This window comes from Alishewanella sp. d11 (assembly GCF_049390205.1).
Classification (GTDB): domain Bacteria; phylum Pseudomonadota; class Gammaproteobacteria; order Enterobacterales; family Alteromonadaceae; genus Alishewanella.
The window spans coordinates 3,080,721-3,103,962 of the sequence record NZ_CP186547.1 but is presented as its reverse complement, the minus strand read 5'-3'; the positions used below and the strand labels follow the sequence as shown (position 1 = coordinate 3,103,962).

At 44.3% G+C, this 23,242-nt stretch carries 26 protein-coding genes; 10 read left to right on the top strand and 16 right to left on the bottom strand.

What is annotated here, in order from left to right:
- Positions 1-125: 125 nt before the first annotated feature.
- The gene (gene deoC / locus ACO1PK_RS14105) at positions 126-857 is read right to left on the bottom strand and encodes a deoxyribose-phosphate aldolase (RefSeq protein ID WP_423186248.1); all 732 of its coding nucleotides are present in this window, start codon (positions 855-857) and stop codon (positions 126-128) included.
- Positions 858-1,147: 290 nt separating this feature from the next.
- Complete coding sequence (locus tag ACO1PK_RS14100; RefSeq protein WP_423186247.1) at positions 1,148-1,849, bottom strand: M48 family metallopeptidase; 702 nt, start codon at positions 1,847-1,849, stop codon at positions 1,148-1,150.
- Between the two features lie 79 nt (positions 1,850-1,928).
- Between ACO1PK_RS14100 and xthA the strand changes: the two genes are divergently transcribed.
- Positions 1,929-2,744 (top strand): exodeoxyribonuclease III, encoded by an 816-nt coding sequence (gene xthA / locus ACO1PK_RS14095; RefSeq protein ID WP_423186246.1) that lies wholly within the window; start codon positions 1,929-1,931, stop codon positions 2,742-2,744.
- A gap of 19 nt (positions 2,745-2,763) precedes the next feature.
- Here the strand turns inward: xthA and yfbV are convergent, their stop codons facing one another.
- A complete protein-coding gene (yfbV, locus tag ACO1PK_RS14090) occupies positions 2,764-3,204 on the bottom strand; it encodes a terminus macrodomain insulation protein YfbV (protein ID WP_423186245.1) in 441 nt (146 codons plus the stop codon).
- Positions 3,205-3,721: 517 nt separating this feature from the next.
- On the opposite strand from yfbV, the gene ACO1PK_RS14085 reads away from it, so the two are divergent.
- The 5 genes from ACO1PK_RS14085 (at position 3,722) to ACO1PK_RS14065 (ending at position 6,723) form a co-directional block, all read left to right on the top strand.
- Positions 3,722-4,222, top strand: coding sequence for a PTS glucose transporter subunit IIA (locus ACO1PK_RS14085; protein ID WP_423186244.1), 501 nt, complete (start codon positions 3,722-3,724; stop codon positions 4,220-4,222).
- A 68-nt stretch (positions 4,223-4,290) separates the two neighbouring features.
- Entirely contained in the window at positions 4,291-4,641 is a 351-nt protein-coding gene (locus ACO1PK_RS14080) for an ArsC family reductase (RefSeq protein WP_423186243.1), read from the top strand.
- A 14-nt stretch (positions 4,642-4,655) separates the two neighbouring features.
- Positions 4,656-5,819 (top strand): succinyl-diaminopimelate desuccinylase, encoded by a 1,164-nt coding sequence (gene dapE, locus ACO1PK_RS14075; RefSeq protein ID WP_423186242.1) that lies wholly within the window; start codon positions 4,656-4,658, stop codon positions 5,817-5,819.
- On the top strand, positions 5,816-6,508 hold the full coding sequence (locus ACO1PK_RS14070; protein WP_423186241.1) for a M15 family metallopeptidase: 693 nt from the start codon (positions 5,816-5,818) through the stop codon (positions 6,506-6,508). The genes dapE and ACO1PK_RS14070 overlap by 4 nt, the downstream gene beginning before the upstream one ends.
- A complete protein-coding gene (locus ACO1PK_RS14065) occupies positions 6,505-6,723 on the top strand; it encodes a hypothetical protein (RefSeq protein WP_423186240.1) in 219 nt (72 codons plus the stop codon). Before ACO1PK_RS14070 ends, ACO1PK_RS14065 begins: the two co-directional genes overlap by 4 nt.
- Here ACO1PK_RS14065 and yejK read toward each other — a convergent pair.
- Positions 6,686-7,720, bottom strand: coding sequence for a nucleoid-associated protein YejK (gene yejK / locus ACO1PK_RS14060; RefSeq protein ID WP_423186239.1), 1,035 nt, complete (start codon positions 7,718-7,720; stop codon positions 6,686-6,688). The two genes, ACO1PK_RS14065 and yejK, sit on opposite strands and share 38 nt — an antisense overlap.
- A 69-nt stretch (positions 7,721-7,789) precedes the next feature.
- On the opposite strand from yejK, the gene ACO1PK_RS14055 reads away from it, so the two are divergent.
- Together ACO1PK_RS14055 and ACO1PK_RS14050 are read left to right on the top strand one after the other, a co-directional pair.
- The gene (locus tag ACO1PK_RS14055; RefSeq protein WP_423186238.1) at positions 7,790-8,014 is read left to right on the top strand and encodes a DUF1414 domain-containing protein; all 225 of its coding nucleotides are present in this window, start codon (positions 7,790-7,792) and stop codon (positions 8,012-8,014) included.
- A 6-nt stretch (positions 8,015-8,020) separates the two neighbouring features.
- Complete coding sequence (locus tag ACO1PK_RS14050; RefSeq protein ID WP_423186237.1) at positions 8,021-9,529, top strand: DUF3413 domain-containing protein; 1,509 nt, start codon at positions 8,021-8,023, stop codon at positions 9,527-9,529.
- Positions 9,530-9,540: 11 nt separating this feature from the next.
- Here ACO1PK_RS14050 and ACO1PK_RS14045 read toward each other — a convergent pair whose 3' ends face one another.
- Entirely contained in the window at positions 9,541-9,831 is a 291-nt protein-coding gene (locus ACO1PK_RS14045; RefSeq protein ID WP_423186236.1) for a hypothetical protein, read from the bottom strand.
- A 183-nt stretch (positions 9,832-10,014) separates the two neighbouring features.
- Here ACO1PK_RS14045 and ACO1PK_RS14040 point away from each other — a divergent pair, with 183 nt between their 5' ends.
- Both ACO1PK_RS14040 and ACO1PK_RS14035 read left to right on the top strand, forming a co-directional pair.
- Positions 10,015-10,233 (top strand): DUF2061 domain-containing protein, encoded by a 219-nt coding sequence (locus ACO1PK_RS14040; protein WP_423186235.1) that lies wholly within the window; start codon positions 10,015-10,017, stop codon positions 10,231-10,233.
- A 119-nt stretch (positions 10,234-10,352) separates the two neighbouring features.
- Complete coding sequence (locus ACO1PK_RS14035) at positions 10,353-11,195, top strand: CvfB family protein (protein WP_423186234.1); 843 nt, start codon at positions 10,353-10,355, stop codon at positions 11,193-11,195.
- 73 nt (positions 11,196-11,268) lie between these two features.
- On the opposite strand, the gene ACO1PK_RS14030 is transcribed toward ACO1PK_RS14035, so the two are convergent.
- From ACO1PK_RS14030 to ACO1PK_RS13980, 11 genes are all read right to left on the bottom strand, one after another.
- Positions 11,269-12,513: a class I SAM-dependent methyltransferase gene (locus ACO1PK_RS14030; RefSeq protein WP_423186233.1), complete on the bottom strand. Its 1,245-nt coding sequence runs from the start codon at positions 12,511-12,513 to the stop codon at positions 11,269-11,271.
- On the bottom strand, positions 12,510-13,259 hold the full coding sequence (locus ACO1PK_RS14025) for a DUF1365 domain-containing protein (RefSeq protein WP_423186232.1): 750 nt from the start codon (positions 13,257-13,259) through the stop codon (positions 12,510-12,512). The genes ACO1PK_RS14030 and ACO1PK_RS14025 overlap by 4 nt, the downstream gene beginning before the upstream one ends.
- On the bottom strand, positions 13,259-14,512 hold the full coding sequence (locus ACO1PK_RS14020; RefSeq protein WP_423186231.1) for an NAD(P)/FAD-dependent oxidoreductase: 1,254 nt from the start codon (positions 14,510-14,512) through the stop codon (positions 13,259-13,261). The genes ACO1PK_RS14025 and ACO1PK_RS14020 overlap by 1 nt, the downstream gene beginning before the upstream one ends.
- A gap of 38 nt (positions 14,513-14,550) precedes the next feature.
- Positions 14,551-14,985 carry a nuclear transport factor 2 family protein gene (locus tag ACO1PK_RS14015; protein ID WP_423186230.1) on the bottom strand — a complete coding sequence of 145 codons (435 nt, stop codon included), beginning with the start codon at positions 14,983-14,985 and terminating at the stop codon, positions 14,551-14,553.
- Entirely contained in the window at positions 14,986-16,419 is a 1,434-nt protein-coding gene (phrB, locus tag ACO1PK_RS14010; RefSeq protein ID WP_423186229.1) for a deoxyribodipyrimidine photo-lyase, read from the bottom strand.
- The gene (locus ACO1PK_RS14005; RefSeq protein ID WP_423186228.1) at positions 16,419-17,360 is read right to left on the bottom strand and encodes a YbgA family protein; all 942 of its coding nucleotides are present in this window, start codon (positions 17,358-17,360) and stop codon (positions 16,419-16,421) included. Before ACO1PK_RS14005 ends, phrB begins: the two co-directional genes overlap by 1 nt.
- A gap of 144 nt (positions 17,361-17,504) precedes the next feature.
- Positions 17,505-17,798, bottom strand: coding sequence for an integration host factor subunit alpha (gene ihfA / locus ACO1PK_RS14000; protein WP_423186227.1), 294 nt, complete (start codon positions 17,796-17,798; stop codon positions 17,505-17,507).
- 3 nt (positions 17,799-17,801) lie between these two features.
- The gene (gene pheT / locus ACO1PK_RS13995; RefSeq protein ID WP_423186226.1) at positions 17,802-20,189 is read right to left on the bottom strand and encodes a phenylalanine--tRNA ligase subunit beta; all 2,388 of its coding nucleotides are present in this window, start codon (positions 20,187-20,189) and stop codon (positions 17,802-17,804) included.
- A 15-nt stretch (positions 20,190-20,204) separates the two neighbouring features.
- Positions 20,205-21,185, bottom strand: coding sequence for a phenylalanine--tRNA ligase subunit alpha (gene pheS / locus ACO1PK_RS13990; protein WP_423186225.1), 981 nt, complete (start codon positions 21,183-21,185; stop codon positions 20,205-20,207).
- Positions 21,186-21,316: 131 nt separating this feature from the next.
- Complete coding sequence (gene hda / locus ACO1PK_RS13985; RefSeq protein WP_423186224.1) at positions 21,317-22,021, bottom strand: DnaA regulatory inactivator Hda; 705 nt, start codon at positions 22,019-22,021, stop codon at positions 21,317-21,319.
- On the bottom strand, positions 22,022-23,128 hold the full coding sequence (locus ACO1PK_RS13980) for a DUF2066 domain-containing protein (RefSeq protein ID WP_423186223.1): 1,107 nt from the start codon (positions 23,126-23,128) through the stop codon (positions 22,022-22,024).
- Positions 23,129-23,242 lie beyond the last annotated feature (114 nt).

Here is a 23,242-nt window from a genome sequence, read left to right as displayed (position 1 = left end):
CTTAATCAATGTCTCTATGGAAACTAAGCATATTTCTTAATCATTGTCGCCTAAAACACGTTAGGTAAATTGACAACCTTGTTGAGCGAAGCGCTAGAGCCTTCGCCCAAACAAAAGCTTACTCCTTAAACGCTTAATTGCTGACAAAGTTCAATCAGCAGCGTACTGGCACCAATACGCATCGAGTCCGCTGCCGCCGCTCTGCCAGTAATACTCTCATAGAGAGCGACCAACGCTAATGCTTGTTCGACAGTCTTTACCCCACCCGAGGCTTTAAAACCTACACGTCGCTCAGCTGCAGCAATACTGGTTAAGATGATCCTAGCCGCTTCCAGCGTTACCCCAACCGGAACTTTACCCGTAGAGGTTTTAACAAAGTCAGCACCACTGGCAATCACTAACTCAGTGGCTTTGGTAATTTGCTGAGCAGTGAGCAACTCTCCGGACTCAATAATGATTTTTAAACAAACGCCTGTGCAAGCTTGTCGAACAGCCGATAAAAACTCAGCGACAGTGCTTTCATCTCCCGCTAATAATGTCTGGTATGGCAAGACACAGTCAATCTCATCTGCGCCTTGTGATAATGCAGCTGCTATGTCCGCCAATACCTTAGGCAAGGGGTGATTCCCCTCCGGAAAGTTAACCACAGTTGCCAAAGCAACTTTCGCTTGTTGCTGCTGAATAAAATGTTCAGTTAAGGATAAAAACTGTGGGTAAACACAAAAAGCAGCAATCGGCTCTGGTGTTAGCGGTAAGGTTGCTAACCAGTTTTGCATCTGTTGTTCATTGTCGCCCTCGTGCAGACGAGTCACATCGAGCAGTTTTACGAGTTGTAATAAAGCGTAAGAAGTTGTCATGGTAGGGTACTCTGTCAGTAATATTATTTATCGCTAAAGCCTTAACCTATCTTTATATTTAGAAACTTATGGGCGCAGCCTGCAACTTAGCGTCGAGATTAAACCAGAAATGTCAGCCGAAGCAAAAAACTTTTCTGTTTCGTATCGTATCCTGAAACTTTAGTCAGACCAATTTTGTTAGTGTTAAGCTACGTTGGCGCTATTCTCAACACGCATAGGCCCGATGAGCCACCGCGACCTCACGAGCATAACAAGCTCAAAGACGTTTTGGTACAGTGCTCAAAATGCCCTTAAAGCAACAGCGTTTGATGCTGTTTTAACCATTGTTGCGCGGCTGGGTAGTCAGGACAAAACTGGTGAACTAACTGCCAAAACGCTGCTGAGTGATTCATAAAACGTAAATGCGCCAACTCATGGATCACCACATAATTTGCTACCCAAGGCGGTGCTTGCATTAAGCGCCAGTTAAAGCCAACCACGCCTCGGTTATCACAACACCCCCAGCGCCGTTGCCAATTGCCAATACGCACAGCGGAGGGAGTTAACGCCATCACCTTCGATTGCTGCTCGACACATTGCTCAAAAAAAGACATCGCTAACGTCATTAAATGTCGCTGCACTAAATTTTGAATATAAACAGCACGTTTGTCTGCATTCACCCGAGTCGGTACCTGCACTAGCAGCCCTTGCTCACAGATCTCAATCTTCGCCTTACTGGCTAAACACCAGCTGAAATCTCGTGGCTCGCCACCCAGCAAGATTTGAGTTCGCTCATGCCAATCTGGTTTTGCTAGCGTGCAGCTGAGCTGCAGATGTTTTAAAACCCAAGCCTGCTTTTTCTGCAATAGCGCTTGAAGAAACACCTCAGAGGTACCAAGAGGCGCCCTGACTTTTAGCTGGCCTTGCACCACCGCCAACTGGATTGAGCGCCTTCTTGGGCTAAAAATCACTTCGTATTGAAAAGGTAATGTTCTTGACTGCACTAAGGCCATACTCAGGCTCCAGCTTCGCACTGTTTAACATTACATGTTATGATCTGGGGCATAATTAAAAGCTAACCTTGGGTCCAACATGAAAATAATTTCATTTAATATTAATGGTATTCGTGCCCGCTTGCACCAACTGCAAGCACTTATCGATAAACATCAACCTGATATTATCGGCTTACAAGAAATCAAAGTACAGGATAGTGAATTTCCTTTAGCCGACGTACAAGCCATGGGATACCATGTTTACCATTTTGGACAAAAAGGCCATTATGGTGTGGCAATCCTCAGTAAATCGCCTGCAATTGACATGCAATATGGTTTCCCAGGCGATCTTGAAGATGCGCAGCGCCGCATGCTTATTGGTCAATTTGCGCTGCCCGGTAACAAAGTACTGACAGTACTCAATGGGTACTTCCCGCAAGGTGAAAATAGGGATCATCCCACAAAGTTTCCGGCAAAAACGCGTTTTTATGCCGATTTACAACACTATTTAGAACAGCAGCATGACAGCACTAAAGACTACGTTGCCGTGATTGGTGATATAAATATCTCACCTATTGATCTTGATATTGGTATTGGCGAAGCCAACGCAAAACGCTGGTTGCGTGAAGGGAAAACCTCATTTTTACCGGAAGAACGGGCTTGGTTACAGCAATTAAAAGATTGGGGACTGGTTGATACTTTCCGTGCGCTACACCCGGATACCGCCGCACAATACAGTTGGTTTGACTATCGTTCTAAAGGCTTTGATGACAACAGGGGCCTTAGGATTGATGTCGTCATGGCAACCCCGCCTTTAGCTGCGCTTTGCACAGAAGCCGCTATTGATTACGAAATTCGAGGTTTAGAAAGACCATCTGATCATGCGCCGGTATGGTCAGTTTTCAATTTAGCTTAACCTTTGCAAGGCGCCGTTGCTAAAACCAACGGCGCATGACCGATTTATCCAGTTGCTGATAAGCCTGCTGTAACAAGCGGGCTAAATCTAGATAGTTTTTCGGCGATCCTAAGCCACTCGCTGCTTGACCATGTTTTTGAATTTGCTCTCGAATTTCATTTGCCCAATTGATCAAAGCTGGCGGCAAGTCTGTATTTGCACGCACACCTAACCAATACCAACCTTGTAAAGGCATTGATACCAATAACAACATCATTGCTAAAATTTGCCCAAGAAAATCGACGCCTAACAACTTAAACTGCATTGCTGCAGTCAAGATGGCTAAAACAGGCAGATAACGTGCGGCTTTCTGGGTCAGAAAGATAATTTTATTTTCAGGGAAAATGGCATTTAATTCCGGTTTGGCAGGCCAGGTTTTACTGTAGGCAAATCCTGAGTGTATTGTTCTAACTAAGTTCATATTGACCACTCCCAACCGCTTCAGACAATGCTAATTAGACATTAGCACATATTAACCTGCTTTGAGGCTTTGTTGCACAGTAAAAGTTCTTATCCGTCATTGAAAACCATAAAATCACGATGTGATGATTGCGAGCCTTCAACTGCCAAAAAGTGGCATTTTTGGCATTCTGACTTGTTTTAAGTGGTACAGTAAAACAAACAAAAAGCGTGCCATTTAAATAAACCATTAAAATCAATAAACTGGCAAGATAAACGCAGATTACCCACAAAGTTACTCACAGAATCTGTGGACAATCTTAAACGAGTAATTCAAACAACTTGGCTAAATCGTAGCTATGCTAATCAACCCAAATTGACTGCTGACTGAACAATACTGTTATTAAGGTCAATTTGTTTGCTTTCATCTATAAAGCCCTTAAAAGAAAGCGTTGCAGCCCAAGGTAAGTTAAGAAAAGATACTGATATTCGAATTTATTTAAGATATTATCGAGTACGCTGAAAATCGGGAGATGGATGTGGCATATTCAGAAATCATTTGGCAACAAGATTGGACTAAATTACAAGGGTTTGTAATTAAAAGCCCTTTTAGCGGTCAGTTAATGCCAATTAGTAGCCATCCTTATCTTTTATACCGTCAGGATATCCTGCCAAACACGCTAAGTTGCAAATTAGAACAGGGAACTTTTTATGCGCCTTTTAATGCACAGTTTGCCACATCACGCGATGTTGATCGACGCCTGACGTTTAAACATCCGTCTGGACTTACCCTGACACTTGACCTGCCGATTGAACTTCGTGATTTACATGGTAAAGGTATGCACTGGCTCTGCCGCGCTAACCAACACATTGCTGCCGGCACCCCTGTGTTACAGCTTGACTTGCCTTTTCTACAAATTCAGTTGCCTGAGGTGCATTGCCTTGCCACGATTTCAGCACCTAAGCCACTTGGCAAAATTTACAGTAGAAAAGCCAGAGTTAACGCAAACGAGGACGCGCTATTTGTACTACAACTGTAACAGCATGATAAAAACTAATTGTTTGCTGTTAAAAACGACTATTTATCCATTTTTATTAAGCTAACACTATGATTATTTTATACGGCATTAAAAATTGTGACACTATCAAAAAAGCCAAGAAATTTTTAGAACAGCATCAGCTGACATACCGATTTCATGACTACCGTACTGACGGTTTAACCACTGCGCTTCTCGCCGACTTTGCGACCAAACTCGGTTGGCAACATCTACTGAATACTCGAGGTACCACTTGGCGTCAGCTAACAGAAGCGCAAAAAGCCGATCTTGATCAGGATAAAGCGCTTGCTTTGATGCTCGCTCAGCCTGCATTAATTAAAAGACCCGTTCTGGTCAATAACGAAGACTATTTGTTAGGCTTCTCTGAAAGTAGTTATGCCTCCCTTATCACCGCTTCTTAGATACAAGGTGTTTTATGACGTTATTATTTGATCCAACCACCAACCCCACACTGGCATTAGCCATGGACTTGATAGAAAAACCGTCAGTAACACCCGAAGATGCTGGCTGCCAAACATTAATGGCAGCACGCTTGCAGCAAGTCGGTTTTACTATTGAAATGCTGCCATTTCATGACACGCTAAATATGTGGGCGCGCCATGGTCAGGGCAAACCGGTGTTTTGCTTTGCAGGGCATACAGATGTTGTGCCAACAGGGCCTGTTGAACAATGGCATACTCCCCCTTTCACCCCAACGATTATTGGCGATACACTATACGGTCGCGGCGCTGCAGACATGAAAGGTAGTTTAGCCGCAATGGTTGTAGCAACAGAGCGCTTTATTACTTTATACCCTGAGCCAGCGTTTAACCTCGCCTTTCTGATCACCAGTGATGAAGAAGGCCCCTTTATCAATGGCACGGTAAAAGTAATTGAAACCTTGGAAGCGCGCCAAGAAAAAATTCGTTGGTGTTTGGTGGGTGAGCCTTCTAGTGGTAAACAACTTGGCGATGTGATCAAAAACGGCAGACGCGGTTCACTGACTGGGCACCTTACCGTAAAAGGTATTCAAGGACATGTAGCATACCCTCATCTTGCCGATAATCCCGTACACAAAGCCGCTCCAGCCCTGGCCGCTCTGGCAGCGGAAATTTGGGATAATGGCAACGCGTATTTCCCGGCGACGAGCTTCCAAATCGCTAATATTCAGGCAGGTACTGGTGCTTCTAATATCATCCCCGGCGAACTTAAGGTGATGTTTAACTTCCGTTATAGCACTGAGCTTAGCGCAGAGCAATTACAAAACCGTGTGTATGCTATTTTGGATAAGTTTGGTTTAAACTACCAAATTGACTGGACTTACAATGGTTTACCCTTTTTAACTGACAGTGGCGATTTAGTTGATGCCACAGTGACGGCAGTAGAAAAAATAACCGGGCTTACACCACGTTTAGAAACAACAGGTGGCACCTCCGATGGCCGTTTTATTGCACCAACAGGTGCTCAGGTGATTGAATTAGGCCCCTGTAATGCCACTATTCATAAAATTAATGAGTGTGTCTCTATCCCTGATTTAAACCAATTGACAGAAATCTATCTGCAGTTATTGCTTAACCTACAGCAGCGGTTGAGTGCATGAATCTCGATACCCTAGACCGTAACTTTCTTACTGGTTTAAGCAGCGATATGCTGCAACAAACTGCTGATGCACACTTGCTGCATCAGCTTGTCATTCCAGCTTTAAATAGATTAGCGGAGGCGATGGCACAAGACGGTATTAAATTGAAAATCGTCTCAGCCTGGCGAGGTTTTGAACGCCAAGCAAGCATATGGCAGGCAAAGTGTGAGGGTCGAAGGGCCGTTTTTAACAGCGAGCAGCAGGTTATCGATATCAGCAAGCTGCAGGGCCTAGCAAAACTGGAGGCGATTATGCTTTATTCAGCGTTGCCCGGAGCAAGTCGACATCACTGGGGCACGGAGCTAGATATTTATGACGCCGCCGCGGTGCCAGCAGACTATCAACCACAGCTACAAGCTGCGGAATACGCCGCTGGCGGTCCTTTTCATAAACTTAGTCTATGGTTAGCACAGCATGCCAAAACCTATGGTTTTTTTCTGCCCTACCAGCGTTATCAGGGGGGCGTAGCTGCTGAACCTTGGCATATCAGTTATTGGCCGGTTGCCAACCGTTGTCAAGCAGCGTATAACTTAAACTTGTTGCAAACAACGCTAAGCGAACATCCTATTGCTGAGCAGCAAAATGTGTTGACACATTTACCTGCATTGTATGAGCGTTTCATAATTAACATTTGCGAGCATAAAACATGAACTGGCCACTGTTTTGGGCGTTAACACTGGCGTTTGGTTTTGTCATCGGCAATATCATGTTGGTTAAGCAAGCTGCCAAGCAGAAAATGCCTGCAAGGAAGCCGCTTAACCACCCGGCAGATATTGGCCCGTTACCGCTGGCTAGCCAAGTTAACAGAGCTACCGCTCAAGATAAGGCTACGACGACTGATCAAAACTCGAATAACCCTGAGTAAAACGCTGTAGCTGATCACGCAGATTCGGAGGGGTACCTTTGATCACTAAGGTGTCTGTTTTGATATCGTACTGGACTCGTTCGCCTAAGAGTTTTTCATCAAAACTTAGTGATAAGCCACCACCTGCACCATTAAATTTCACCAGTTTCTTTAATTCTTTCACTTCCACTGGGAATTGCTCTGCAACCTCTAATTGCTGTTCAGCACAATAATGTAAAAAGCCATTTTCCTGCTCTGGATCGATAACCGCAGACAGCTCCGCTAACACCACTTCCTGACCTGCTTTTACGCGCTCTTCACAATACTCAAAAACTTGACGCCTAGCTGCCGTTTTCTCATCCTGCGCAAAGTCAGCAGCACCAAGATACTCTTCAACCGAGGCAAGGACTTTTTGACTATTTACTTTTGCATCTGCGCCTTCTTCACAACCAAGAAAATCCAGAAAAAAATCAGCGACTTTGCGCCCTGCCCGACCGCGAATAAAACTAATGTAATTTCCTTTAGCCGCGTTTACTGCATACTCCGTTAAATCAATTCTGGCAGCCAGTTGCATACGACCAATATCTAAGTGTCGAGAGGTTGCTAACTCGAGTTGGTCGGATAACTCAAAATGATCCTTACTGCCAAGTAAACACACTAACAAAAACTCACTGGCTAAATAACGATAATGCGCCAGTAATAAATAACCGGTTTCAGGTAATTGATGTTGACTGAGCTCGACAACTAGCGCATCGGTAGTGGCTTTAGCAAAGCCTAAAAAGTTGGTTTGTTCACCCTGCCAGTCCGCTAAAGCGGTAACAACCCGTGCTGATTTATCATGCTGAAAACTGGCATAACCCTTAGCAGGCTTGCCGTTATAGGCTAAATGTAGCTGTTCTACTAAAGTGGCCACCGCCGGACCATTCGCGATTAAGTCATCACGGTAATGCGCCTGATGCTCACCATTATCGGTTAACGCAATAAAATTAATCGCTAAGTGCTGCATATCTACCGACATAAGTTTTCCTGTTTTTTCTGAATTCTGTTACTATTCTATCTGTTTAAGTTATGTTTATCTGAGTATTCCATGCCTATTATATCAAAATATTCTACCGACCAGATTGAAAAGCTGGTAAACCAATTATTAGATACCCTGCACAACCAGCAAGCGACCACTGAGCTTAGCTTGATGTGTTTAGGTAATGCCGTCAGTCATGTGATTAATACCTCGGTCCCAGCGGCTCAACGAGAGGCCGTGGCCAGCTCTTTCAATCAAGCATTGGCCGATGCCGTTGCACCACGTCGTAACTAGTAGCCAATGGTACTAGAACAGAATCTTTCTCTTGTTAAAAAAGTCAACCGACTACTTGATTGGGGACATTGGTTTACTTTTTTTAACATCATCATTGCCTTATTTGTCACAGCAACGTTTTGGGCGTCAGAACCCTTACCACAAACATGGCTTGGCTGGATCTATTTAGGATTTAACTGGTTTGGACATACGGCATTTCTTTGCTTTATGTTTTTTATTCTCACTATTTTCCCATTGTCTTTAATTTTCCCATATCAGCGACATATTCGCGGTTTGGCCGCCGCCCTCGCAACCTTGGGCCTCGTCATACTGATTTTCGATGCTTATGTTTACAGCCAGCTTGGCTACCATATTGGAAGTGCATCCTACTCTCAGACTATTGATCTGTTACGACAGCAAGTTGTCACGAATCTAAGAAATTTTGTGCTAATTGTTATTGTGGTTGGCAGTATCATTTTCTTACTCGAATTAGTGATAAGTAATTATTGCTGGAAACGAATCAGTCGGCTAAGTCAATCAGGGCTTGGCAAACCAGCGCTGGTCTTATTCTTCGGCAGCTTTATGCTAAGCCATTTAATACACATTTATGCTGATGCCAGTTTACACTGGGATATCACCCGACAAGACAATGTACTGCCCTTTTCCTACCCGGCTACCGCTAAAAGTTTATTAGCACGCTACCAGCTGGTTGATCTTACCCAACGCGCACAGCGTCAGGCTGATAAGCTTAATCCTGATAGTATCAAGCCGGTAAGCCGTCAATTACGTTGCGATCTGCCGCTACAGCCCTCTACCTTACTCATTATTAGTAACACCTTGAGTGAGCAGCAGATACAGTTTTTACGCGCTCAACATTTGCGGGTGCACGATCAGCATTTTATCCCGAATAACAATACCGAAGCCTTGCTGAATTTGTTGTATGGTCGCTTTATGGCAGAGCCTTCTGATAGCCAAGCTTTACTGCAAATACCAAATTGGCTAACGCAGGTTCCAACTGAGCGTGTTAGCGTTAGTAACCTCAATACGGACATGGCCTCACGCTTGCCTTGGGCAGATAATAGCTTGACCAACACGCCTTATGCGATTGTCTTTGATGAGTCGCCAGAACAGCATTGGGCGCATTATCAGGCCTATGAGCATATTGTCGTAATACCGTTATACAGTGAGCAGACCCGTTTCCCGTTATCACCACAAACGGCTTATGTCCGTTGGCCAGCGCTATTAACACAAGTAAAACAGTTTAATAGCCAACAGCTTGATTGGCTGCCAACGCTACTTACTGCCGCAGGATGTGAAAGTGAAGGGCCTTGGTTGGGTGATAATTTACTTACGCCCAGTCCGCTACCGAAACTCAACATTAGCCAGCAAGATATTATCAGTATCCGCAAAGATAAAATGCTGATCTTAAGACAAGACGGCAGCTATGGCGTCTGGTCCGCGGGCACGCTAGTGCCCTTAAATGAAAATCTCAATGTGCCGCTACTGATCGACGCGTTAAAACGCCTGGAAGAATAATAGACACGATACTATTGTAGCGCCTTTGGTGTTTTTAACTTAGGGCGCTTACCTGCAAGTTCCAATTCGGCTAAATGAAAGAGATTGGTTAAAGCGATGGGTGGCACCGGCTCACCAAAGCATTCGATATAAGCCACTTCCGCTTCCTTCACAATTTGCTGAAACAGCTGATCATAGAGGCTGAACCCATCATAGCTATAAGGCTCGTCTAACTCAGCCAATGCCACTTCACGCTGCCGACGCATAAAATAATTCATTAAAAACTCATATTGTTTTATATCTAAAAACTCACGGCAATCCATGTTTATTCCTCAGTCACTTAGCTTAACAACGCGCCAACGTTAGCGCATTCACCGGCTTTATACGCAAACGCATGGCATAACGATTAATAATCAAATTAATCGATTACAGCAATCTTTTATATTCACTTTAATAAATAACAAGAACCACTATCATTACTATAACGGCTTAACAGGAATACTATCATGACTAAAACCATTACTTTTGCCATTATGCATTTTACCATCGCTTTTGGCGTGACTTACTTAATTACCGGTGACTTGGTGCTGGGCGGACTGGTTGCAGTCATTGAACCCGCGGTTAATACAGTGGGCTACTTTTTTCACGAAAAAGTCTGGCAACGTTTTGAACAACGCAAATCAGCTGCACTAAATTTGTTTACTAAAGGCTTTGTCAAACTTTAACGGCTTGGCTGCGCTGTTTAAAGGCGCGACTGACTAGCCAGTTCTAAGCAAATAGCTCAACATCACTAGTGAAAAACCGCTACAATAGTGGCTTTGAATAAATTGATTATGAGGCAACAATGCTAGCACTGGGTACCCTAAATACATTAACCGTTAAAAAGCAGGTTAAGTTTGGCTTTTATCTGGACGGTTTAAGCTGGGGTGAGATACTGCTACCAAATAATGTTGCACCAGCCGATTTACAAATTGGTCAAGACATCAGTGTTTTTTTATATCTTGATTCAGAAGATCAACTTATTGCCACCACAGAGCGTCCAAGAATAATGGCTGGTCAGGTGGCGATGCTACCCGTTGTTGCCGTTACTAAAGTGGGTGCCTTCCTCAACTGGGGGTTAAAAAAGGACTTGTTAGTCCCTTTTAGCGAACAGCAAATCCCACTAAAAGAAGGACAACATTATTTAGTCTACTGCTATGTCGATATCAGTAATCGTATTGTGGCCTCGACTAAATTAGACCGCCACATCCACAAAACACCCGTACCCCACCAAGTTGGCGATAAAGTCGCCATTATCGTCAGTGAACAAACCGAGCTCGGATATAAGGTGGTGATTGAACATCAACACTGGGGTGTTTTATACAAAAATGAAGTCTTTAGACCTCTGCGTCGTGGTGACAAGCTCACTGCGTATGTGGTGAAAATACGCGATGACGGCAAAATTGACTTACGATTGGCCAGTACTACGCATAAGCAAGCACAAGAGTTAACGGATAAAGTCCTGCATAAACTAAGACAAAACGGTGGTAAATTAGCGCTTACCGATAAAAGCTCACCAGAACTTATTTATGAAGCCTTTGGTGCCAGTAAAAAAGCCTTTAAGCAAGCCATTGGCGCTTTGTACAAAGATAAGAAAATCATTATTACGGAACAAGGTCTAATTCTAGTGCCAGAGCAAACCAGCTAGTAGCTCAAAAGACGTTACCCTCTTCAAACGATAACGCCGGCATTTGCCGGCGTTATCGTTAACCACGAGTGGCTTAAAAGGCACTACGATTTTGTGGCTTGGTTAAAACAACATGCACCGCGCTTGTCGCCCGCTCACGAAAACCGCCCTCGCAATAACACAGGTAAAAATGCCATAACCGAATAAAATTATCATCGTAGCCAAGCTGATGCACCGCATCGCGCTGCGCCATAAAATTATCACACCAGTCTTTTAAGGTACGTGCATAATCAAAACCAATATCCTGCACCTGACGGATAACTAAATCTGTTTTACCCGCAACCGCATTGGCCATACGACTAATTGACGGTAAGCAACCACCTGGGAAAATATAGCGTTTAATAAAATCCACTTCTCGCACATATTGCTGGTAGCGATTGTCCACCATAGTGATAGCTTGCAGCACCATAATGCCATCGGGTTTTAATAAGCTACTGCACTTCTCGAAATAGTTATCTAAAAAGTCATCGCCAACCGCTTCGATCATTTCAATCGAGACTAACTTGTCATACGTGCCTTCTAGCTCACGATAGTCTTTAAACAATAAGGTGATTTGCTGCTCTAACCCGAGCTCTTTAATACGCTGAGCGGCATAATCATACTGTTGTTGTGAAATCGTCGTTGTCGTTACTTTACAGCCATAATGTTGCGCAGCATAAATAGCCATACTGCCCCAGCCAGTGCCAATTTCAATAAGATGGTCAGACGATTTTAACTGCAAGCGTTCACAAATTTGCTGTAATTTATATTGCTGAGCTGCGGCTAAATCAGCATCTACAGCTGGATAGACTGCACTGGAGTACATCATGCTTTCATCTAAAAACAGCTTATACATAGCATTACCCAAATCGTAATGTGCAGCAATATTGCGTTTAGATTGCGACAAGGTGTTACGGTTACGGTAGTTTAATAGCTTCAAAACAGGTCGACTGAGACGCGCCCAGGTAGAATCCATTTGATCTAATACCGCCAAATTACGTGCAAAAATTTGTACCAGTGCCGTTAAGTTGTCACAACGCCAGTAACCATGAATATAGGCTTCACCGCCGCCCACAGAACCTGCCAACACCAGCTTTTGATAAAAGGCTGGGTCTAGCACCGTAATGACGGTTTTTAAATCGGCATGTTCATCACCAAAATGCTGCTCTACACCGGCTTCCGATACGGTAATAGCACCGTGCTGTAACTGACTTAAAAAATTTAAGGTAAATTTGCGACACAGTCGGTCAAACCAACCGAGATTATCAAAAACCGCTTTTTCGCTAAGCGTCAAACTCATACATCTGATCCCCTGGACTTTGGATGGGCATAAACAGGCACACGTTTAATCAATAACTTCAGTGCTTGCCAATAAATTCGTGTAAATATCTGTACGCTTTGCCATGGCTGGCGGATCAAAATCTTCCGCCTCACGGCTTTGGTTAAGCTAAAACGTTGAAGTTTAAACCAAGCACTGAATACAGCCTGTTCATCTTTAACATTAGTAATACTGCAAAATAAAGTCTCCGCTGGTGTTGGGATCTGCCAACGATACTGCATATCAAGCGGATTAAAAGGTGACACATGAAATACCTTGTCATGTTGGTACAGCGGGTTTTGCTCATCTAAGTGCTGTAAATAATAATGACGTTCATTCCAAGGCGTATTACTGACCTCCGCCAGCAGATAACAACAGTCGCCATTTTCAGCATAGCAGTAATATAAATTAAGCGGGCTAAAATAGACGCCCCAGCTGGCTAAAGGTGATAACAAAAACACGCGAGCAACGGTTTTATCACCACCGAGTTGCTTTACTTTGTCGCGCACGGCCTGTGCTAAATCAGGCACACCCGCTAAATAATCGTTGCGCCGATAACTGATCGCTCCAAACCGGTTGAATTGGATGCCAACGGCATCCAGACTGGCCGCATTTAGCTGATCGCAATCTAACCAATAACCACTATAAGGATAGTCAAAGCCATGTACTTTTGGTGCAAAGCGTTTATGCCCTACCCGACCACAATACACAGCATGTCCACTTTGCATTAGTAATTGACTCCGAGCATTGCTGCTACATCCACCGCACTGCGGGCTCCATCCTCATGAAAACCGTTATACCAATAGGCGCCGCAGAAATAGCTGTGCTGCTGACCATTAATTTCAGCCCGGCGTTGCTGACAGGCGATTGTCATGGGGTTATAGACGGGATGCGCATAGTGATAAACGCCCAAAATCTGCTCCTTAGCAATATTGGCAGTATTGTTTAACGTAACACAAAAGGTTACTGGTGCGGTCAAACGCTGCAAAATATTCATATTGTAAGTTAAGGTTGAACGATCACTGTGCTGGTTATCAAGGTTGTAATTCCAAGATGCCCAAGCGGCCTGTCGCACAGGCAGTAAACGCGTATCGGTGTGCAATACCACCTCATTTTGTTGATAAGCAATACCACCCAGAATGGCGGATTCGGCAGCCGAAGGATCTTGCAACAGCGCTAACGCTTGATCACTATGACAAGCAAAGACTACCTTATCAAACTGCTCTTTTTGACCATCTGCGTAATGCACGGTTACGCCGTCAGCTTGACGAGATACCCCCGTAATGTTTTGCTTAAGTCGCAGCTTCTCTCGACCGACTTTGGCTAACAGGGCTTCGACATAGCTTCTGGACCCCCCTTTGATCACTGACCACTGCGGCCGGTCATTGATATTCAGCAAACCATGGTTGTTAAAAAATCGTAGGAAGAAGCGTACCGGAAACTTAGGCATATCGGTTAAGCCCGCAGACCAGATAGCCGCACCCATTGGTAACAGATAATTGTCACGGATGCCGCTACCAAAACCATGCTTATCTAAAAAAGCACCGAGTTCTAGATCTAAATCGGCATGATCTGCAGCAACCAATTGTTTGCCTAATTTATTAAAACGGGTAATTTCTAGCAGCATACGCCAGAAGGATGGCCGAAAAATATTACGTTTTTGCGCAAACAAACTGGCGAAGGTATTACCGTTGTACTCTAAGTTGTTTTGGGTATTTTTAACCGAGAAGCTCATTTCTGTTGGTAGCGATGCAACACCTAACTCAGCAATAAACTTATTAAAAATAGGATAGGTCCAATTGTTAAAAACGATAAAACCAGTATCAATGGCATATTTTTGCCCGGCAACCTCTACATCTACCGTAGCAGTATGCCCACCTAAATAATCATTGGCCTCCAATAGTGTGACATCATGCTCTCTTTGTAACAAATACCAACTTAACATGCCGGAGATGCCACCACCAATCACTGCAATACGCATAAAATTCCTTAATTATTTCTTTCTAATGTCGCGCTTTATTATTTATCAGCCATCTTTTGCTTAACTTTACCGGTTAACCAGCTTAATACCGGGATATGTTGGTAAACCATTTCCGTTAAATCATAGTAATCGCGATGATAGATAATCAGATTATCTTGCCACCGCAAAGCTGAACATCCCTTCACTGTAATGACTTTACCTTTAGCAATTGCCGGATGACTGAAACACATTTCCCAGCTTAAAAAGCCTGCATCGGCATTAACAACACCCTGTTCAGCGGTAAATTTAGCGTAGTTAAGTCGTTGATAACCATGTTCCAAATAACAGATTAACGTATCACGCCCCTCAATTTGATGAACAGGATCAATAAAGAGCACTCTAGGATGATAAATCGTTTGAGTTGTTACTAAATTTTGGTTGGATAACTGATTAAAATAATCCAAAAATGCTTGTAAACGTGTATCTAGAATCATTCATGACTCCTTGCCTTTTACGGCAGAAAATAAGGCCAAGGTCAGCTTACGAGCCTCATTATGGTCAACTACTGGCCGGAAGTAACCTTTCGGCGTGACCACTTTATGGGGCCAGTGAATGTCTTTTGCCGTTTTATGACTCAGCATGGGTAAATAATGGCGAATAAACTCTCCCTCGGGATCAAAACGCTCACTCTGCGTCACCGGGTTAAAAATCCGAAAGTAAGGCGCAGCATCGGTTCCGGTCGAGGCCGCCCATTGCCAGCCCCCATTATTAGCGGCAAAGTCGCCATCAATTAGTTTGGACATAAAATAGCGCTCACCCCAACGCCAATCGATATGTAAGTCTTTAACCAAAAAACTGGCGGTGATCATCCGTAAGCGGTTATGCATCCAACCCGTTGTATTAAGTTGGCGCATAGCCGCATCAACAATAGGATAGCCCGTTTCACCTTGGCACCAAGCATGAAATAAAGCTGGGTTGTTAGGCCACGGTATATGATCTGTTTCTGTTTGAAAGGCTTGGTGTTTAATCAGCTTGGGAAAAGCCACCAAAATATGTTTGTAAAAATCGCGCCAGATCAGCTCTGATAGCCAAATTGAGGCCCCGCTTTTTTCCTGCTCCAGCTGCTGCGCTGCTTCATGCTGTAACCTTGACACACATTGTTGTGCAGATAGCACACCAATCGCCAAATACGCAGACAAAGACGAAGTTCCATCAATCGCAGGGAAATCTCGGGCGGTAGCATAATCCTGTACTTTCTGTTGGCAGAATGTCCGCATCCGATTTAGGACTTCCAGTTCCGTTACTGGCCAAGCCATGGAACTGTTATCGCCCGTAAGCAATGCGGGAAATTCAGGTAATGACAACGCTTCTGCCGCCTGCTTGGCCGGCTTAGCAAAACACTCAACGCCTTGCATGGCCAATTTAGCAAGCCAGTTACGCTTAAATGGCGTAAAAACTTTGTAGATATCGCCTTGTTGCGTCAGAACGCTCCCTGGCGGCATCACACAAAGGCGATCAAACCAAAAACTAGGAATTTGCTGCTCAAGCAACTTGCTGGCAACCAGTTCATCTCGCTTAACCTCACGAACTTCATATTCCCGTTGCGCGTAAAGTGCAACCACTCCCAGCGGCAATAAACGTGAAATAACTGCATCATAGCAACTAGCATAATCAGTGCCTTCAACTGCCAGCAGCGGAATATTCAATTCAGCCAACTCGCTGGCCAAAACCTGCACACGCCGCCTGATCAGATCTTGACGGATCTCTGCCATAGCATGCTGCTGCCAACTGCGTGGTGTCGCAATAAAAAGCGCTAACACCATACCATTATCGGCTTGTGCTGCTTGGCTAGCAGCAAACAGGGCCTGATTATCGTGATAGCGTAAATCATGTCGTAACCAGACTAAATGAATCGCTTTGTTCAACATTATGCGCGCAGTCCTAATTGTTCAGGGTAAGGATTAAAATAGACCTGCTGCTGCAGATACTGATTAGGGAATAAACGCAAATAATGCTGCAGTAAAGTCACTGGTGCTAATAAAGGTACTCTCCCCAAGCGGTAACGCTCAATCAAGGCGGTGAGTTCTTGGCGGGCGGCATTATCCATCAGCTTCTTAAAGAAACCTTGCAAGTGCTGTAACACATTAGCATGCTGTTTGCGCGTGGCTATCTGCCGCATCGCTTGCATCAGCTCGGTTAAATAACGCAGTTGCAGCTCAGCCGGCGTAAACAATTTTGCTTCAGCCACCAACTTGCCTAATTGCCGATAAGCAACAGGGGAATGCGCAAGCACTAAAAACTTGTAGCGACTATGGAAAGCAACCAATTTACCGATAGTAAAACCATCACGCATCGTCTGCTGATAGTCATAACAAGCAAATACCCGACTGACAAAGTTTTCTTTTAACGCCGGATCGAGCAAACGGCCATCTTCTTCTATGGGTAGCCAAGGATAGCTTTGCATTAACTCACGGGTGTACATACCGATAGCCATTTTGCCTAACGCAGTTCCATCCTCTGCATAGAGTTTTACGCGTTCCATTCCGCAGGTAGGTGATTTAGCACAGACAATATAACCGCTTAACTCGGCAAAGCGCGGCATAATACCGTGGGTAAATTCAAGCATCTGCGAGGTATAATCCAGACTATTATCACGCGTTTGCACTAATCTTATTTGCTGATCCGCAGTACGTTGTAACCGAATAGCCGGCCGCGGTGTGCCCATACCAATGGCTTGCTCTGGACAAACTGCAACATACTGAACCAAGGGTTTTAATTGTTGTGTACAAAAAGTAGAGGCTTTATGCCCACCATCAAATCTTACGTTTTCGCCTAAAACACAAGCGCTAATACCAATCTTTACTGCCATAAATTCTGCCCTGTAGTGAACTTAATTCTTTACAGTTTAACCATTCATTCGGATCATCTTTTTAAAGGCGAAAAAAAACGGTAGTTAACATTAACTACCGTTTTTTAGCGATATCTTTGCTTGCGATCGGCAATAACGCTACGCTTATTGACTGGTACCTGCCTCAACCCGCGACTTTAACTTTTGTCCTGGGCGGAAAGTGACAACACAACGCGCAGAGATAGGAATATCTTCTCCGGTTTTCGGGTTACGTCCTGGCCGCTCGTTTTTGGTTCGTAAATCAAAATTACCAAAGCCAGACAACTTAACCTGCTCACCTGACTCCAGAGCAGCACGGATCTCTTCAAAAAAAGCTTCAACAATTAGCTTGGCATCACGTTTACTCAGCCCAAATTTGGTAAACAAACGTTCTGCTAAATCAGCTTTGGTAAGCGCCATCTTCTAATCCCTCAACGTTGCGTCGAAATCATCTTTAAGCACACTAACAACTTGATTTACAACAAGTTGGATATCTTTATCCTCAAGCGTGCGCGCCTTGTCTTGTAAAGTCAGAGCAATTGCTAACGACTTATAGCCTTCTGCTACACCTTGGCCAGTGTAGACATCAAACAATTTTAGGTCAACTAACTGATTTGCGCCAACTTTTTTAATACTAGCAACAATATCAGCAAATTGCACATCTGATTTAACCACTATTGCTAAATCTCTGCGATTCGCCTGATATTTTGATAACTCTTGTGCTTCAACAATTAACCGTTCGCCCAGAGCCGCTAATTCCAATTCAAACAGATAGGCTTTACCTTTAATTCCCAATTTGCGCTCTGCTTCGGGATGTAAGGCGCCTAAATAACCAGCAAGCTGATCATTCACATAGACTGCAGCCGTTTGGCCAGGGTGTAAAGCACAATGTTCTGCTGCGGTAAAACGTATCGCTTGCGGATGAGAAACTAAAGCAAGCAAGGCTTCAACATCAGCTTTCATATCAAAAAAATCAACCTGACGCTCAGCAATGCTCCAGTGCTCATTTGCCAATGAACCAATAATGACACCACCAATCACCGGCACCTGACGTACACCACCTTCTGCATTCGCATCTGGAATAAACTTTAGACCATACTCAAATAAGCGTAAACGATTTTGCTGTCGACTTTGGTTGTACTGTACTGCCTGTAATAACCCAGGCCATAAATTCAGCCGCATGGCTGACATATCAGCAGAAATCGGATTTGGTAAGACTAAAGCCTCCTGACCAGCAAATAAGGTTTGTTGCACTTTAGGATCAACAAAGCTATAGGTAATGGCTTCTTGATAACCACGGTCAACCAGTACCTGACGCATTTGCGGCACGCTGAGACTCGCTTCTTTAAAAGTACGCATCTTCAACGCAGCGGTAGGCGCAACATTGGGAATGTTGTTATAACCGTAAACTCGGGCAACTTCTTCAATCAAGTCTTCAGCAATACTGATATCAAAACGGTAACCTGGAACACTGACCTGCCAGCCAGCATCAATTTCTGTAACCTGTAAGCCTAAACGACTTAAAATATCGGTTACTTCTGATTTTGCGATGGCATGGCCTAAAATCCGACTTAACTTTTGTTCAGTTAGGCTAATAGTGGCTTTCTGCGGTAAATGCTCAGCAGCAACCGCTTCTACCACTGGCCCAGCTTCCCCGCCCACAATCTGCAATAACAAAGCCGTGGCCCGCTCCATCGCACTGCGCTGTAATTCAGGATCAACACCACGCTCATAACGATGCGAAGCATCGGTATGCAAACCATACTGCCTTGCTTTACCGGCAATGGCTAATGGCGCAAAAAAAGCACTTTCTAAGAAGATATCCGTAGTTTCAGCGGTCACACCACTGTGCAAACCACCAAAAATGCCGGCCATGGCTAAGGCCTTTTCTGCATCAGCAATGACTAAGGTATTATCTTGCAGGCTAACTTCATTGCCATCTAACAACACCAACTTTTCATCTGCTGTAGCCATCCGAACTTGGATATCCCCAGTAATTTTTGCTAAGTCGAAAGCATGCATTGGATGCCCTAACTCAAGTAACACAAAGTTAGTGACATCGACAATCGCATCAATGCTGCGGACACCTGAACGGCGCAGCTTCTCAGTTAACCAAAGCGGGCTAGCGGCTTTAACATTGACATTACGAATCACCCGACCTAAATAACGAGGGCAAGCTGCAGGCGCTTGTAATACTATGGCTTTTTGCTCATCAATAGCTGGCACGACTGCGTCAATAACGGGTTCACACACGCTCAATTTGTTAAGCACACCCACTTCACGCGCTAAACCTTTGATACCTAGACAGTCAGCACGGTTGGGCGTCAAATCGACTTCAATCGTCACATCATCCAAGGTTAAGTACTGGCGTAAATCTTTACCGACCGGTGCATCTGCCGGCAACTCAAGAATACCGTCAGAATCATCAGCCATACCAAGCTCTGAAAAGGAGCACAGCATGCCATGCGAAGGTTGACCCCGTAACTTGGCTTTTTTAATCTCAAAATTCCCAGGTAATACTGCGCCCACTGTCGCTACGGCAACTTTTAAACCCAAACGACAGTTTTTTGCACCACACACAATATCTAACAACTCTGGGCCACCAACATTCACCTTGGTGACTTGTAATTTATCGGCATCTGGATGCGGGCCACAAGCGACCACTTCACCCACAACAACACCGTGAAACTGACCGGCAACCGCCTCAATACCATCAACTTCCAAACCGGCCATGGATAACTGTTCAGATAAGGTCTGAGTATCCAGCGCTGGGTTAACCCATTCACGTAACCAGGATTCGCTAAATTTCATATCTTAATACTCCGCTTATCTGAACTGCTTTAAGAAGCGCACATCATTTTCAAAGAACGAGCGCAAATCGGTTACGCCATAACGCAACATCGTTAAACGCTCTACGCCCATACCAAAGGCAAAACCACTGTAGACTTCAGGATCGATGCCTACCGAGCGTAGGACGTTAGGATGTACCATGCCGCAGCCCAGTACTTCTAACCATTTACCATTTTTACCCATCACATCCACCTCGGCCGAGGGCTCAGTAAAGGGGAAAAATGACGGCCGAAAACGGATCTGTAGATCTTCCTCAAAGAAGTTATGTAAAAAGTCGTGCAGGATGCCTTTTAGCTCCGTAAAGCTAACATTTTTATCAACCATCAAGCCTTCAACCTGATGGAACATCGGCGTATGCGTTTGATCATAATCGTTACGATACACCCGACCCGGCGAAATAATCCGCAGTGGTGGCTGTTGTTGCTCCATAGTACGGATTTGCACACCCGAGGTCTGAGTGCGTAACATCAGTTTCGGATTAAAATAAAAGGTATCATGATCAGCCCGAGCAGGATGGTGCTCAGGAATATTCAATGCATCAAAGTTATGAAAATCATCTTCGATTTCTGGGCCTTGCTTAGTTTCAAAGCCCAATTCAGCAAAGAAACTTTCAATCCGTGCAATGGTTCGACTCACTGGATGCAAGCCACCCACTTCCAGACCACGGCCCGGCAAGGTGACATCAATGCGTTCTTGTGACAATTTTTCCGCTAATTGCGCTGTTTGCAGAGCGTCACGCTTTTCATTTAACGCATCTTGCACTTGCTGTTTTAAATCATTAATTTGCTGGCCGGCTATTTTACGTTGTTCCGGATCCATACCGCCTAATGATTTAAGCAATTCGGTAATACTGCCCTTTTTGCCCATAAAGGTTACGCGAACCTCCTCCAGAGCAGGAATATCCCCAGCGGCAGCAACCGCCGCCAAAGCTTCATTTAATATTGCTGACAGGTTCATTGTTTTCCTCAACGTCACCAAGTTTAAGGTGGTTCAAAGTTGCTAATAATACACCAGAAATTAACCTGCCCGCAGGCTTAGTCGCAGATTTTTATCGAGATAACGCTATTTTTCAGCCATAAACTGCCGACTTATGACGTTTCTTGCAAAATTTCTCGGATAAAGGGGATGGTTAGTTTACGTTGATGTACGATGGATGCTTTATCTAATCGATCTAAGATAGCCACTAAGGCTCTGATATCTCGGTCATGATGATTTAATAAATAACGCGCCGCTTCATCTGGCAATTCAATCCCTCGCAACCGGGCTTTTTGTTGCAGCAGCTTCTGTTTATCTTCATCACTTAATAACCTTAACTGAAAACTAGTACACGCATGTAAACGTGAAACTAAATCGGGTAGCGTAATACCTAACTGTTGTGGTGCTTGATTTCCGACAATAATCAGGGCTTTCCCCTGCTCAACCAAACGATTATAAAGATCAAACAAAGCTACCTGCCATCCCAGATCCCCAGCCACTGCATGAATATTGTCTAAACAGACCAAATCCAGTTGTTCTAGATTATCTAAAATTCTTGGACTTAATTGTTCACAGTCCTGTAGTGCCAGAAGCTGACTGGTTAGTCCCTGCTCTTGGGCTTGCACACAAGCTGCATATAACAAGTGCGATTTACCACTGCCACTGGCACCAAACAGATAGATGGGCGCTTGACCATAAGGTTTAAGCAGGTACTGCTTTAAAAAGCTCACTGCTGCACTGTGCTCTGCAGCATAAAAGCTATCAAGGGTTTCATCTTCTGGCAGTGTGACTGCCAAGGTATATTGTAATGGTTGCATCTAGGGCCTGATGTAATCAAACTCGGCTAGCACAGGTTGTGCTTCGACTGCTGAGGGTAAATCTGTAGGCCAAGACTGTGCCTGAGCACGTAGTTGCAAGTTAGGTTCAAATACTAGACTTTGTAAAAGTTGCTCAGCAGTCATTTGTAGATTTAATGCAAATAAAGTTTTTTCAGCAGAGTGGCTTAAAATCATAACCCGACTCACCCCAAGTAGTTCACTCAAGCGACGCTCCAATTGCACAATATCTGTTAACTGCGTAAGGCCATTAATTTGTAAAACGCTTTGCTCTATTACCTCAGGCGTTAACAAAATGGCATACTGCTGTGTTAACTGCTGGCTCAGTATCTCACTATAATGCTGCATTAGCGTCTGTTCATCAGGCGCGGTTAATTCATCCCGTAGCAGCAGGCCATTGTGTTGCCTTAAGGCTGTAAGACGCCATGACTGAACAACCTCGGGCTCTGCGCTAATCATTTCTTCAATAAGGAGAACTACGACTTGCTGGACATTATAACGACTACTCGCTTGTTCAATTTGCGGCCAAAAGCCGCCCCAGACATCATTTTCGGTTAAATTGACTAAATCATCCAGATCGTAAAGTGGCAAGGTATAAGGTAACCCTTGTTGCTGCAACGCCGTTTCCAAACTCTGTAGCAAGATACTATCCGCTTGACGAACAAATTGTCTTTCTGTGCCTTGTTGTTGAACCATCCAAAACAGTAACTCAGGTCGCTGCCCACCCCAAATAGGAATTTGTAACTGACGTAACACCTGCTGGATACGCACAGCATCAAGCAGCACCCGTACATTATTACCTTGCTCTGTTCTTACAGCTTCAAACTGCTTCACATAACTGGCAGCGTTGTTAAGCTCAGTGCGCAATTCGGGGCGTTGCATAATATCAGGCTGACCAGTTACTCTGATCAATACTTGCTGTAGCGCTTCTCTTTGCCATTGTTGTTGTGTTTGTTCGGCATTCACCTCAGCTTGGTATAGTGCAGGACTCGCCATCGCATGAAATACACCACATGGTAGTAATGCGGCAACGAATAATACGATCAGACGCATCTTCTTGATAACTTCATGCCAGGCTTGCAATGCCATATTCTTTCCTGCCTTTTATTAATTTACCTTGCTGGTGATGACAAACATAAAGCCACCCGCGGGTGGCTTTATCGAACAGACTCAGGTTTTTCACCTATTAGTACTGTTGAGAAA